This window comes from Bacillus cereus group sp. MYBK14-1 (assembly GCF_051916885.1).
GTDB classification, from domain to species: domain Bacteria; phylum Bacillota; class Bacilli; order Bacillales; family Bacillaceae_G; genus Bacillus_A; species Bacillus_A cereus.
In genome coordinates this window covers 201,795-216,157 of record NZ_JBQAHM010000007.1, presented here as the reverse complement: position 1 = coordinate 216,157, position 14,363 = coordinate 201,795, and the positions used below count along the sequence as shown (strand labels likewise).

Here is a 14,363-nt window from a genome sequence, read left to right as displayed (position 1 = left end):
TCCATAATAAATTAAACTCCTGTTCAACTATTTTATATTACAATACACCTAGATGCAATTGCTGAGATTCCGCGCAATTGTAAATAGCTTGTTTTTCTACCTCACGAAAAGAAAAAAGACTCCGATTAAGCATACAAACTTAAACGAAGTCTGGCAAATTTTATTATTGTTTATTTTCACATAGATTGTGCATCAGTTTCGTCTACCTTAGTATGTACATCTAGCTCTCTATGCATATTTTCTTGCATAAACGTTAACTCAAATACTTCTTTTAACTTACGGACAGGAATAATTTCAATTCCCTTGATCGTATACAAAAATGGTTGCATATTTTCAGCAGGAATAATGACTTTCTTAACTCCCGCTTTTTTCGCAGCTTTTATTTTTGCGTACACGCCACCAATAGGTTTTACTTCTCCGTGTATACTTATTTCCCCTGTCATCGCTACTTCATTATTTACATACGTGCGGTGCACCGCAGAATATACACCTGTTGCCATAGCGATTCCTGCAGAAGGGCCATCAATCGGGATACCACCTGGAAAATTAATATGTATATCATATCCTTCTGGCAACACATCTAAAGAACGAAGTACTGTTAATACATTATCAACAGAGCCTTTCGCCATACTTTTACGACGAATCGATTTCGTTTGACTACCAATACTTTCTTCTTCCACAATTCCGGTAACATTTACCGATCCTTTATCTTTCGCCTTGATTGCTGTTACTTCAATTTCTAATAACGCACCTGTATTTGGTCCGTATACAGCAAGACCATTTACAAGACCAATCCTTGGAATCGGATAAATGCGCTTTTCATATTTCGGTGTAAGCTGACTTGAGTGAACAACCCACTCTATATCTTCATCCTTAATGAAAGAACGTTCTTCATTTATCGCCATACCAGCAGAGATTTGCACGAGATTAATCGCTTCTCGTCCATTCCTTGCATACATCCCGATCATTTCAATACCATTTTCACCTATTTGCATTTCCACTTTTTCCGCGGCATTTTTCGCTACTTTTTGAATTTCTTCCGTATCTAATTCACGGAAAAATACTTCTAAGCAACGTGACCGAATAGCAGGAGGAATTTCCTCTGGCGAACGTGTCGTTGCTCCAACTAAGCGAAAATCTGCCGGTAAGCCTTTTTGGAAAATATCATGTATATATGTTGGGATCATCGTATTTTCTTCACTATAGTACGCACTTTCTAAAAATACTTTTCGATCTTCTAACACCTTTAACATTTTGTTCATTTGAATCGGATGGAGCTCGCCAATCTCATCAATAAACAAAATACCACCATGTGCATCTGTTACAGCACCTTTTTTCGGTTGCGGAATACCTGCTTGCCCCATCGCCCCAGCACCTTGATAAATCGGATCATGCACCGAACCTATTAAAGGGTCTGCGATACCACGTTCATCAAACCGAGCTGTTGTCGCATCAAGTTCAATAAATGTTGCATTCGTACGAAATGGAGATTTAGGATTTCGTTTCGCTTCTTCTAATACAAGACGTGCTGCCGCTGTTTTCCCAACACCTGGCGGGCCATATATGATTACATGTTGCGGATTCGGACCACAAAGAGCCGCTTTTAACGACTTAATTCCGTCCTCTTGCCCTACAATATCTAAAAAGGTTGTAGGACGCACCTTTTCTGCTAGCGGCTCTGTTAAAGAAATCTCACGCATTTTACGAAGCTGTTCTAATTCTTTTTTCGATTCTCGATCAATTGAAACTTTTTGTGTTCGTTGATTTCGAAGTAAATGCCAGAAATACAATCCGACAATTACACCAAAAACAAGTTGAACAACTAAAAATATATTTGTCCAGCTCATTATTTATTTCCTCCCGCAATATTTTATCTCTTAGTATTTCCGCGGAGGAACGTAGCTAAACATAAAGAAAAACAGCAATTATAAAAATTGCTGTTTCCCTTTCGCATTATGCAGATGTTTTTGTATCAAGTACAGTACCGTCTTGTAACACCAATTTTGGCGGCTCATTATCAGCTACTGTTTCTTTTGTAAGAATACACTTCTCGATATCTTTACGAGATGGAAGTTCGAACATTACATCAAGCATTAAGCCTTCAATAATAGAACGAAGTCCACGAGCACCCGTTTTACGTTCAATTGCTTTTTTCGCAATTTCGATTAGTGCACCTTCTTCAAACTCTAACTCAACATCGTCAAGCTCCAATAATTTTTGGAATTGCTTAACAAGTGCATTTTTCGGTTTCGTTAAAATATCAACAAGAGCATCTTCATCAAGTGGCTCTAGGTTCGCAATAACTGGAAGACGACCGATAAACTCTGGAATTAAACCAAATCTTAAAAGATCCTCTGGTAATACGTGAGATAAAACATGCTTCTCATTCACATCAGCATTTTTCTTCTCAGAACCAAATCCAATTACTTTTTCACCAAGGCGACGTTTAATAATCGGCTCAATGCCATCAAACGCTCCACCACAAATGAATAAGATGTTCGTTGTATCAATTTGAATAAACTCTTGGTGCGGATGCTTACGACCACCTTGAGGTGGAACGCTTGCTACAGTACCTTCTAAAATTTTCAGAAGTGCCTGCTGCACACCTTCACCAGATACATCACGTGTAATTGATGGATTTTCGGACTTACGTGCCACTTTATCAATCTCATCAATATAAATAATTCCTTTTTCCGCTTTCTCTACATCATAATCAGCTGCTTGAATTAATTTTAGTAAGATATTTTCTACATCTTCCCCAACATATCCAGCTTCTGTTAAAGATGTTGCGTCCGCGATTGCAAATGGAACATTTAAAATACGCGCTAAAGTTTGTGCCAGTAATGTTTTACCACTACCTGTTGGCCCGATAAGTGCGATATTACTCTTCGCTAATTCTACATCATCAATTTTGCTGTTAGAATTAATGCGTTTGTAATGGTTATATACCGCTACCGCTAGTGCTTTTTTCGCGCTATCTTGCCCGATGACATACTCATCTAAGATTTCACGAATTTCTACCGGTTTCGGTACATCTTTGAATTCTACTTCTTCGTCCTTCGCAAGCTCCTCTTGTACAATTTCAGTACAAAGTTCGATACACTCGTCACAAATGTAAACACCTGGACCTGCCACTAACTTTCGAACTTGCGTTTGTGTTTTACCACAGAAAGAACATTTTAATTGCCCTTTTTCATCATTAAATTTAAACATATTTTCACACCCCTTACAAAGTGCTAACCTCTTGCCTTCGTATGTACACGATAAATGTATCGTATGTAAATACATATTATGTCACTACGTGGCGAGAAATACAAATAATATGACTAGTTATGTACAAATAAAAAATTTTTAAAACTTTTGAAATATGTATATTCGACTTGTAAAGGAACTTTTCCTTCTCCATCGAAAAGTTTTATAAATATATTTCTATATTTATAAAACAAGGCACGATTTTAATCGTGCCTTGTTATTTTATTATGCAGCGTTTTCTACTAAGAAGTCTACAGCTTTACGCACTTTAAGATCTTCAGCTAAAGCGTCTACGCTTCCAAGAGCTTGCTTGATAGCGTCTACTGGCATACCGTACATTTCAGCCATTTTTTCAACTTCTGCAGTTACTTCTTCTTCAGTAACTTCGATGTTTTCAGCTTCAATGATAGCTTCAAGAACAAGATTGATTCTTACACGTTTTTGTGCATCTTCTTTCATTTGCTCTTTTAATTTGTCAGCATCAGTACCTGTGAATTGGTAGTAAAGCTCAAGGTTCATACCTTGTTGGCTTAAACGTTGCTCGAATTCACGAACCATACGATCTAACTCAGTGTTGATCATAGCTTCTGGAATTTCGATTTCAGCGTTAGCAGCAGCTAATTCTACTACTTCGTCACGTACTTTGTGCTCAGCTTCGTGCTTTTTGCCTTCTTCTAAGTTTGTGCGAAGTTTTGCTTTTAATTCATCAAGAGTTGCAACCGCTTCGTCTGCTTCTTTAGCGAACTCGTCGTTTAACTCAGGAAGTTCTTTTGTTTTGATTTCGTGAATTGTTACTTTGAATGTTGCTGGTTTGCCAGCTAATTCAGCAGCATGGTACTCTTCTGGGAATGATACTTCAACGTCTTTAGACTCACCAGATTTAAGACCGATTACTTGCTCTTCGAAACCTGGGATGAATGTACCAGAACCGATTGCTAGAGAGTAGTTTTCGCCTTTTCCGCCTTCAAATGCTTCGCCATCAACGAAACCTTCGAAGTCGATTACAGCTGTATCACCGTTTTCAACAGTTCCTTCTTCTTTAACAACTAGTTCAGCTTGACGTTCTTGTAAAGATTTTAATTCGTTCTCTACATCTTCGTCAGTTACAGTTGTTTCAACTTTTTCTACTGTTAAACCTTTGTACTCACCTAATTTAACTTCAGGTTTCACTGTAACTTTTGCAGTGAAGATAAGGTTAGCATTTTTTTCGAACTTCTCGATGTCGATTTCAGGATGATCAACTGGGAAGATACCAGCTTCTTCAATCGCTTCACCGTATGCTTTTGGTAAAATGATATCTAAAGCATCTTGGTATAAAGATTCAATACCAAAGCGTTGTTCGAATAATGGACGAGGCATTTTTCCTTTACGGAAACCTGGTACGTTAATTGTTTTTACTACTTTTTTGAACGCAGCGTCGATAGAGTTGTTTACTTCTTTAGCATCAACTTCGATTGTTAAAACGCCAACGTTACCTTCTAATTTTTCCCATTTTGTAGACATTTATTCTTTCCCTCCAACTATAATAATGTATGCACATACCTCTATAGATTAAGATCTTCATTATCTCTTTTTTGAAATAACAAATACACAAATAATCCTCTAGCAAAAGCTTTCAGATATAATGTTCCAATCTACTAATTGCCCAGAAGACAACTACGGTATATTTTGTTCGAGAATAATATGAAACATATTAAGTAAGAGAATTACACTTCTCTTCTCTTACAAACAGGCAGTTTTCTGCCTTTTGCAACCCTTACATTATAACATAGAATATGCTCGTTTCAAGAACTGAACGATTCTTTTTCATAATTATACGGGCAAATATCCTTCTCTTTCAACACGTAATAACCATTGATAGGCAATATGAAACTCTTCCAATTCGATATTGTATGCTGCCATAAGCTCTTCTTCATCAATAGCCAATCCGAAACGCTTTCTTCCAATTCTCTCTAAAACAGCTGACCAAATCTCTTCTTTATCCATTAATAGAGCAAATGGGAAAACACTAATTTGCAATTCTTTCCAATATGTAACCATTGCTTCAAATATATCGGGATAATTTTGCTCTAATCGACTTGATAATTTATGTATAATGTTATTGGATTGCTCCTCATTATGACCTGTAAATGCTGGAATTACCTTAATCGTATTCCCAAACTTTTCTACCTCTATTTCCTCTTCTACCTGACTTTCTATCATTTTATACAAAATAGAAGTTTTCAAATAGGGGTGTTGCTCTTCTTCTATTAAAAATTTCTTTAAAACAGGTAATGCAAGATCTAAGTCTTTTAACGAAAGTCGCTGAATCGCTCTTAGCTTCTGTCCAAAGTTTTCTCCAAAAATTTCATTAGTAAACTCATCCAACTCAAAATTTGAATCCACTAGCGATGCGTCTCCCTCATTGAGCATACCTTCTGCAAATAAAGCAAGTTGCGCTAATTTTTCCTTTTGATCAGGCATTATATCTTTCGTTTGTAAAACCTTTTCAACAGTTTCAATAACACCTTCATAATCATTTGTTTGAACTAAAATAGTCACGTACGTTTCAAGAATATCACCAAATAAGACAACTCCTGTTTTAAGCAACTGTTCACATTTGTCTTTCGCTTCTTCCATACGTTTTAATTCGAGTAAACAAATAACTGAAGCTAATTCCGTTTGTTCCGTTTCCGCATTATACTGACGTAATATTTCAAAGCAGCGCAATGCATCTTCGAACTTCCGCTCTTTCAGCGCTAAAAAACCTTCATCAATATAGCGCTCTGATAGTTGTGGAAACAATACGACCGTATTTTCTTTTTTATCCATACGTCCGCCTCTTTTTCTTGATTTTAATTATGTTCAAAGTAAATATATCAAATGCGTAATGAGAACACAACATCCCAAAACTATTTGTTTGAAATATAAAAATATTTAATTTTTACATTCCAATACGAATAAATCTCTACTAAAAATTAAAATTGTACAAATAAAAATCCCCAGCAACAAGCGCAGAGGATTCATCATTAATGGAAAGCTTTTATAATTGTGGGGTATATTACAAGGGTAATAATTTGGAGAACAATAATTGCCATAACAATCATGCTAAAATAGAAGATTGGTTTACTTCGCTTCATTAAAAACATAATAATAAGCATCGTACAAGCAAACAAACTTAAGAAGAACAAACTTGTTGTCGAACTAAGTATACCACTTGGGACAAAGAACAATAACACTACACTACAAGTACCTATAATTCCAAATAACCATTCCATTCATTCACTCATTCCCTTTCCCTCTCATGGCTGTTTTCTCTAAGCAATCAAATGTTTCACAACATCAACTACATACGTTAATTTCTCATATGCTACAAATCCAAAAGCAACCGTTAAGCCCGTTACAACTAATCCTTTCATCATTTCTGCCTCCTCGTTTTATCGTTGTTATCTTCATTATAAAAGATTAGCAATTTGTTACCATCGAACTACCTTACAGTTACCTTACAGAATTGTAAGATTTCAAAAGAGGATAGAAAAACACCTCACATAGCTTGAGGTGCTTTCACGGAATTTCTCTATAATCACTTGCAAAATTAACTTTTTTCTCTTGGTTATTTTTCGGAGAATCCAATCTTAAACTAATAGATTTACTAAATAATTTAGGATCAAAATAATTATTCATTACTTTTCTTAACTTACCTTCAGATATTTTCGTATTACAAGAAAACAAAGGATGAAAATCATGTTAATATATTTTTATACAATTAAGAATTTAATTTACAAGGGGGATTATATATGTTTAAAAAAATGGCCGCAGATGTATTAGGACTAAGCGATGTAGGTTCTGTTATTACACCTAAAGACTATGATAAGGTCGATGCCGATGATTATGTAATGCATGAAGATGGAGAGAAAATTTACTTTCTAATTAAATCGAAATCAGATGAATATTGCTTCACAAACAAAGGGTTAATTCACTTAGACGGTACAAGCGCAACAAGTAAAAAACGTACACTACGCCGCTTTCGTTATAGTAAATATCAAATTAAAAACGTAGCACTCGAAACTGCAGGAACGATTGATTTAGATGTAGAAATTAAGTTTCAAATGGGCGATGAACATTACTCAATTGATGTTCATAAAAAACATATTGAAGAATTAAAAGATTTATATAAGGCTTTACTTAAAATCGAAGAAATTTCATACGACAACGATATTACATTACAATATGCACATAAAAGTTTAGATATGGCATCTAATGCCTTTAGCCGCATTTCAAACGCACAAGTAAATTTAGCAGAGCAATTTAAAGAAATGAACGAGATTGCCTTTAACTGGCTTGTTGATACGAAGAAACAATATAATGTGAAAGATTATGGTTTTGTATTTGAGAAGTTTATTAACAACTAATTTAAAATACACAAAAAACCTTGTTATCAAGAGATAACAAGGTTTTCTTAGCGTCCCAGGAGAGATTCGAGCTCCCGCTCCGCCCATTTCCGTACTATTTTATATATTTTGATCGCAGTCTTAATATATCTTCTCCTTCGCGAATGCCTGCCGATCCCTTCCTCACATTTTTTACGACAGTCCAATTCGGGTTAGTTTCATCACCGATGTTCTGTACTGTAAAATTGCCATCACCATATTTTCGGTGGCCTTCTGCCAATTTCTCCGTTAAATCATTCTCATTTGATCTCGCCATCTTTGCGCCATCTCCCTTTTTTATACGACCTTCTTAAACCATCTAACCAATCACAGGTCCAGTCAATTGGAGATTCTCATTTTCCGCTTCTATTAATTGTAACACACTGCCGGGAATAAGTTCCGATAACTGCTGCTCAACCGTACTAGAATGGTAAAGAATTTTATAATATTGCAAGTAAACAATTAAGAGAATCTGGATATGGATTTGAGTTCCATCATAGACCTATTAATTCTTTAAATTAAATAAGATGAATAGGGCGCATAAATGGCGCTCTTTTTATTTAAGGAAAAAAAGTACATATGCAACTGCTTAATATCAAAGGAAAGGTCGCAAATATTAAGCATGAACTACACTTATAACCCAAACATCAAATTTTAGACAAACAAAAAACCTTGTTATCTTTTGATAACAAGGTTTTTTTAGCGTCCCAGGAGAGATTCGAACTCCCGACCGTACGCTTAGAAGGCGTATGCTCTATCCGGCTGAGCTACTGGGACATGGAGCGGGTGAAGAGAATCGAACTCTCGACCAGAGCTTGGAAGGCTCTTGTTTTACCACTAAACTACACCCGCATATGTTATTTTCTTTTCTTCGTTAGCGCCGTTGCCCTATCGACAATATTTATTATATGTATAACCACACATAAAGTCAACACCTTTTTTAAAAGAGGATAAATTTTCTTATCCTCTTTTAAAAACTGCCTGTTCAACTAGTTGTCCGTCTAACGTTTCAAAACGAACTTCCATTTGATTTTCATCCATTTCTAATAAAGCAAATGTCTTTTCTACACGCTGACGTGGTAATAAAATACTGCCTGGATTAATAAATAAAACGCCCTCGATTAATTCCACACCTAATACGTGAGAATGTCCGAAGCATGCAACTTGCGCTCCCACTTCTTCAGCATGGTACGCTAGCGTTTGTAATGTCATTTTTACATTATGTCGATGCCCATGTACAACTAAGAAGCGAATTCCATCTACATCAGTTACAATTTCATCTTGAAAGTTAGCATAATCACAATTTCCTTTTACAACATGGAAACCTTGCAGCTCTTCATGAGCAGGCGTTAGCTCTGAATCACCGCAATGAATCATGATATCTACTTTCCCTTCATACTTCTCTTTTAACTGCTGTAATTCCTTCACAGAGCTATGACTATCGCTTACGATTAAAGCTTTCATCAATCTCTCTCCCTTATTCTCCTAAAAACCATTCAGGGATTTTTTCTTCTAGCTTACGAAGAGCACGTCCGCGGTGACTAATAGCATTTTTTTCATCTGAACTTAATTCCGCCATTGCTTTTTTGTATTCTTCCACATAAAAGATCGGATCGTATCCAAAGCCATTTTCTCCGCGGCGTTGTTCTAAAATAAATCCTTCACATGTCCCGTTTACAATGACAGGCTTTTTATCACCTTCAGGGAAAGCTACTGCTAATGCACAGTAGAAGCGAGCTTTACGCTTATCAAACGGTATTTCATTTAATTCTTGTAAAACTTTATCAATATTCGCTTGATCATCTTTTGGCTCTCCAGCAAAACGAGCTGAATACACGCCTGGTTTCCCGTTTAACGCATCTACAATAAGACCTGAATCATCCGCAATTACAATTGCATTCAACTGTCTACTCAAACTATCCGCTTTTAAGATCGCATTTTCTTCAAATGTTTCACCAGTTTCTTCGACTTCTTCAATATGAGGAAAATCGTGTAATGATTTCACTTCTAAATCAAATCGCTCAAATAACTCAGCAAATTCACGTACTTTCCCCATATTTTTTGTCGCTACAACAACTTGTTTCATACTTTCCACCTCTACTCTATATGAGATACGATGTCACCTAACGCTTCTTTTTGCATATCAATCAGTTGGAAAATGCCTTGTTCTGCTGCATCAAGTAATTCATTTAACTGCGCTCTACTAAACGTCGCTTCTTCTCCAGTTCCTTGCACTTCAACAAACTGACCTTTTCCAGTCATAATTACATTCATATCAACGTCTGCTTTAGAATCTTCTGCATAGTTTAAATCTAAAACAACACCTTGCTCTTCAACAATCCCTACTGACGTTGCTGCTAAATAATCTTTTACTGGAATTTTAGATACTTTTTCTGCTTGTAATAACTTCTCAAACGCTAATACCATCGCTACGTATGCACCTGTAATAGAAGCTGTTCTCGTTCCACCATCTGCTTGGATGACATCACAGTCAATCCAAACTGTTCTCTCGCCAAGCGCTTCTAAATCAACTACAGCACGTAATGCTCGTCCAATTAAGCGCTGGATTTCCATTGTACGCCCTGTTACTTTCCCTTTGCTTGACTCCCTAATCGTACGTTGTTCTGTTGCACGCGGAATCATCGCGTATTCAGCTGTTACCCATCCTTTTCCTTCTCCACGCATAAACGGTGGTACACGCTCTTCAATTGTTGCTGAGCAAATCACCTTTGTATCCCCAACTTCAATTAATACAGATCCCTCTGGATGTTTTAAATAATTCGTATGAATATGTATATGGCGTAATTCTGTTTTCTCTCTACCATCTACTCGCATAAAAATAACCTCCTCTTAATTACTACTCGTTAGTATAGCCAAATTTAAATGTATGATATGTATACAATAAAAGAAGGAGAACCCAAAAAGCAATTCTCCTTTCTTACTTAAGTATATCAAATTATTCAAGATTAAAAACTACCTGTATTCACGTTTTCTGGACGATCTACAGGTTTTATTAACTTTCCGCCCTTTTCATCTATAAGATTTGCTTTTCCATTCACTTCAATAGAAATATTTTTCACACCTTTCTTTTCTGTTAAAGATAAAACTAACGACTTCAATACGTAATTTGAGATCATATTTTTATCTGGGTTTACAAATATATTTTCATTAAAGTTTAATGTAAGATTTCCGTCTTGTAATTTCGGATTCGTAATAAGCTTAACGCCTGGATTAAAATCATTCAGGAGCGATTGATGGATCGGACCTTTTACAAGTTCATCTATAATTGCTGCATAGTCATTTTCTTTACCTTCCGCAACGCGGCGTGTGACTGGTACGTAGTATTGCTGTTTATTATTATTTTGCGCCATAAAATACAGTGTGACTGGTTTTGTATTTGTTACATCTGCTACTTGTTCATCATCGAAGTTAATACCATTTGCACGGCTCACTCCTTCACCAAGCGGTGTACCACCAACCGGCATCTTTGCCAATTTCTCACCATTTATTTGGAACTGCACTTGTTTTATCTCTGTAAATTGCGTCAACGTCCAAGCTATAGATTCAACGATTTGACGCTCTTCTTCTTTCGCATAGTTTTTCATTTCTTTAGAGAAATCAATAACTGCCGTTCCGTCCTTTTTCAAATCTAAAGTCATCGTTGTATTCGCCGGAATGACTGCACGAAACCCATTCGGTAATAAATTCGTTACCGGTCCATCTTTCACAAGGTATTCTAACGTTTGCTTCACAGTCTCATTTGCTTTCGGAGTAGGTATAGCTAACGTTTGTGGTACAACATAACCATTTTTATCAACAAGGTATAGTTCTCTGTTTACCATTTGCCCTTGCTTATCTTTTTTAGCTACTTCTTTCTTCCCACCCTCTGTATACGTAACTTGTTTTGGCGGATCAATTTGTTCAGTTGCTTTCTCTTGATTTATAAAGCCACACCCTGTTAGTAAAACAGCGCTCACAGTAGCACCAACAACCCATTTAAAAGTGGATTTAGGCATGCCATTCCCCCCTAAAATCTAAGTTTGTACTATTATGTATACGAGCTGTTTCACGTTTTAGAACAAGCTGCGCCTCTTATAAATTGAAACTTTAATCAGTAGGGGTCTTACTCCCCAGCAAATAGCAAGATAAAACAAAAACTCCTGATTTCTCAGGAGCTCACTTATATAAATTCTACTATTATTCTTTTTCTAAATGAATATGCTTCACATTTTCAATCGGTTGACCGAACCATTTTGATGCAATTTCTTTAAACAAGCCTATTTTTCCTGTTGTTAAGAAGAGATGATCGCTTTGTTCTTCTCCTTCATTCAACATTTTACTATGATATAAGATTGTACTTACTTCACGTGCTGTTTCATCACCAGAACTAATTAGTTGCACTTTATCTCCCATTACTTTTTTAATAACAGGTCCTAAAATCGGATAATGTGTACACCCTAATATAAGTGTATCAATATCGGTACTTTTCAGTGGTTGCAACGTTTCTCTTACAACTTCATACGCCATTTCACTTTCGAAATTCCCACTCTCTACAAGTTCAACGAAAGGTGGACAAGCTAAACTTTCTACCATAACACGGTTATTAATAGACTTTAACGCCTCTTCGTATGCACCACTTTTCACCGTTCCAATCGTTCCAATAATCCCAACGTGATACGTGTTTGTCACTTTTAAAGCTGTACGTGATCCTGGGTGAATAACTCCTACTACTGGAATTGGTAATTGTTTTTGCATCTCTTCTAATACAACTGCAGTTGCTGTATTACACGCAATAACTAACATTTTAATATTTAAGTCTAGTAAATGCTCTGTCATTTCCCACGTAAATTGACGTACTTCTTCTCGAGAACGTGGACCATAAGGACAACGTGCTGTATCTCCTAAATATATGATACGCTCTTTCGGCAACTGACGAATTAATTCCTTCGCTACTGTTAAACCGCCAACTCCTGAATCGATAACACCGATTGCTCTATTCAACTTCATCACCCGTTTTCTCATTCATCATCTTTTATGTTTATCATTATATTTTACACACTTTAAGTTCGCTCACTTCAAATGCTTCTGTATGAAAATTTTCATTTTCCCATGTATAGACTAGGACCTTTTTTATTTTGCTCCTTTTTTTCGTAATTTGCAAGATAGAAAAATAACCGACCTTCTATAAGAAAGTCGGTTTCTTCTATATAAAGTGCATATTCATTGCTCCATCTTTTTTTGAAAAGAAGACATTCCCATTAATAAGAAGAAATGAGCAGCAATTAAAATGACGATCAAAATAAAATTCAATCGATAACTATTTGTAGATTCCATAATTTTGCTCGCTACAGCTGGTCCAAATGCCATACCGAAAAAGTTAATTAAATTATATAAACCAAGACCGACTCCAACTTTAGCTGGATTTAATGTTTTCGGGATAAATGTGTTTAATGATACTTGAATTGCCGAATAACTCATAAATGTTAAAATAACCGCAAATAAAATAAAGAGTAAGTTCCCGTCCGGAATAATCCCTAAAATTAAAAAGCCAATGATCATAACTACAGAAGCTACATACATCATCTTCACATTCCCAAACGAAGGAATAATCTTTCCGGTAATAAAACTAGATACAATACCAAAGAGAGATGCAATAAACAATACAATTCCAATAACGAATGGAGACAATCCATGTCCTCTTCCTAACAGTAATGGTAATAATAATAAACTAGCACATAACGCCACATTAATGATAAATCCGACCGCTATTAAACGAAGTAATGGTTTATTTGTAAATAACTCAATATCAATAAACGGCGACTCCGTTCTCTTCATATGAGCCTTAAATAAAAATAGAAAAACAACAGATAACACAAAAAGCCAACTATTAATATTAACTCCTAATAAAATGGTCGTAATCAATACAAATAATAAAATTGCTCCAATGAAATCAAAGCGAAACACTTCATCTGTATGTCGCGCCTCTTCTGGCATAAATTTTACGAGTAAGAAAATACCAATCATTGAAATAACCATAAATAAAAATAAATACGGCCACCCTAACGTATTTGTAATTGCCCCACCTACTAAAGGTCCAATACCAACCGCTAATGCAATAGAAGAACTAATCATTGCTAACGCACCTGGTTTTTTAGCTGGAGCAACTAATTTCGCCACCGCAATCATACTAAGCGCAATAAACGCTGCTCCGCCGCTCGCCTGCACTAACCTTGCGAAAATGATAATTTCATAAGATTGATTCATAAATCCAACAATAGAACCAGCTACAAATATGATAATAGAAATAATTAATAGTCTTTTTACACTGTAACGATCAGCCAGCTTTCCATATATTATCGAACCAATACCGACAACTAAGGAATACCCTACTACAATCCAACTTACTTTCGATTGACTAATTGATAAATCATTGGCAATATCCTCTAGCGCTACATTAAATAACACAGCGTTCATCGGTCCTAACAAAACAATAAAACATAATGTAAAAACAAACCATTTCGAATGGTTTCTTATATCTTTCCCCATGTGTAACACTCTCCTGATTGCAATTTTAAAACTATCAAACTATAGATAAAAAAATGAACTTATTTAAATGTTGTATCACCACTAAACAACTTCATTAAATGTGTAAAAGTTGCTAATTTATCGCGCGATAAAGTGAAACTTTAATCAGTGAGGTTT

The 14,363-nt window shown here is 35.8% G+C and carries 13 protein-coding genes and 2 tRNA genes; 1 reads left to right on the top strand and 14 read right to left on the bottom strand.

Going from position 1 to position 14,363, the window contains the following annotated elements:
• Positions 1 to 176: 176 nt before the first annotated feature.
• From lonB to ACTFR3_RS19420, 5 genes are all read right to left on the bottom strand, one after another.
• A complete protein-coding gene (gene lonB, locus ACTFR3_RS19440; RefSeq protein ID WP_440044694.1) occupies positions 177 to 1,847 on the bottom strand; it encodes an ATP-dependent protease LonB in 1,671 nt (556 codons plus the stop codon).
• 106 nt (positions 1,848 to 1,953) lie between these two features.
• Complete coding sequence (gene clpX, locus ACTFR3_RS19435; protein WP_000472289.1) at positions 1,954 to 3,213, bottom strand: ATP-dependent protease ATP-binding subunit ClpX; 1,260 nt, start codon at positions 3,211 to 3,213, stop codon at positions 1,954 to 1,956.
• A 264-nt stretch (positions 3,214 to 3,477) separates the two neighbouring features.
• Positions 3,478 to 4,755 (bottom strand): trigger factor, encoded by a 1,278-nt coding sequence (tig, locus tag ACTFR3_RS19430; RefSeq protein WP_033695596.1) that lies wholly within the window; start codon positions 4,753 to 4,755, stop codon positions 3,478 to 3,480.
• A gap of 309 nt (positions 4,756 to 5,064) precedes the next feature.
• A complete protein-coding gene (locus ACTFR3_RS19425) occupies positions 5,065 to 6,063 on the bottom strand; it encodes a hypothetical protein (protein WP_000358277.1) in 999 nt (332 codons plus the stop codon).
• A gap of 197 nt (positions 6,064 to 6,260) precedes the next feature.
• The gene (locus tag ACTFR3_RS19420; protein WP_001983650.1) at positions 6,261 to 6,509 is read right to left on the bottom strand and encodes a hypothetical protein; all 249 of its coding nucleotides are present in this window, start codon (positions 6,507 to 6,509) and stop codon (positions 6,261 to 6,263) included.
• Between the two features lie 519 nt (positions 6,510 to 7,028).
• On the opposite strand from ACTFR3_RS19420, the gene ACTFR3_RS19415 reads away from it, so the two are divergent.
• Positions 7,029 to 7,643 carry a PH domain-containing protein gene (locus ACTFR3_RS19415; RefSeq protein WP_000473863.1) on the top strand — a complete coding sequence of 205 codons (615 nt, stop codon included), beginning with the start codon at positions 7,029 to 7,031 and terminating at the stop codon, positions 7,641 to 7,643.
• Positions 7,644 to 7,737: 94 nt separating this feature from the next.
• Here ACTFR3_RS19415 and ACTFR3_RS19410 read toward each other — a convergent pair whose 3' ends face one another.
• The 9 genes from ACTFR3_RS19410 to ACTFR3_RS19370 all read right to left on the bottom strand — a co-directional run bounded on the left by ACTFR3_RS19410 (position 7,738) and on the right by ACTFR3_RS19370 (position 14,207).
• On the bottom strand, positions 7,738 to 7,938 hold the full coding sequence (locus ACTFR3_RS19410) for a hypothetical protein (protein WP_000124460.1): 201 nt from the start codon (positions 7,936 to 7,938) through the stop codon (positions 7,738 to 7,740).
• Positions 7,939 to 8,364: 426 nt separating this feature from the next.
• Positions 8,365 to 8,438 (bottom strand) — tRNA-Arg (locus ACTFR3_RS19405).
• Position 8,439: 1 nt separating this feature from the next.
• A tRNA-Gly gene (locus ACTFR3_RS19400) sits at positions 8,440 to 8,513 on the bottom strand.
• A 108-nt stretch (positions 8,514 to 8,621) separates the two neighbouring features.
• Positions 8,622 to 9,125 (bottom strand): metallophosphoesterase, encoded by a 504-nt coding sequence (locus ACTFR3_RS19395; protein WP_017656949.1) that lies wholly within the window; start codon positions 9,123 to 9,125, stop codon positions 8,622 to 8,624.
• Positions 9,126 to 9,138: 13 nt separating this feature from the next.
• Positions 9,139 to 9,747 carry an XTP/dITP diphosphatase gene (locus tag ACTFR3_RS19390; RefSeq protein ID WP_000815939.1) on the bottom strand — a complete coding sequence of 203 codons (609 nt, stop codon included), beginning with the start codon at positions 9,745 to 9,747 and terminating at the stop codon, positions 9,139 to 9,141.
• Between the two features lie 11 nt (positions 9,748 to 9,758).
• Positions 9,759 to 10,496, bottom strand: coding sequence for a ribonuclease PH (gene rph / locus ACTFR3_RS19385; protein ID WP_001261765.1), 738 nt, complete (start codon positions 10,494 to 10,496; stop codon positions 9,759 to 9,761).
• Between the two features lie 131 nt (positions 10,497 to 10,627).
• The gene (gene gerM, locus ACTFR3_RS19380) at positions 10,628 to 11,677 is read right to left on the bottom strand and encodes a spore germination protein GerM (RefSeq protein WP_001126746.1); all 1,050 of its coding nucleotides are present in this window, start codon (positions 11,675 to 11,677) and stop codon (positions 10,628 to 10,630) included.
• A gap of 181 nt (positions 11,678 to 11,858) precedes the next feature.
• Positions 11,859 to 12,668: a glutamate racemase gene (gene racE / locus ACTFR3_RS19375; RefSeq protein ID WP_000774005.1), complete on the bottom strand. Its 810-nt coding sequence runs from the start codon at positions 12,666 to 12,668 to the stop codon at positions 11,859 to 11,861.
• Positions 12,669 to 12,881: 213 nt separating this feature from the next.
• Entirely contained in the window at positions 12,882 to 14,207 is a 1,326-nt protein-coding gene (locus tag ACTFR3_RS19370; RefSeq protein ID WP_000513852.1) for an MFS transporter, read from the bottom strand.
• Positions 14,208 to 14,363 lie beyond the last annotated feature (156 nt).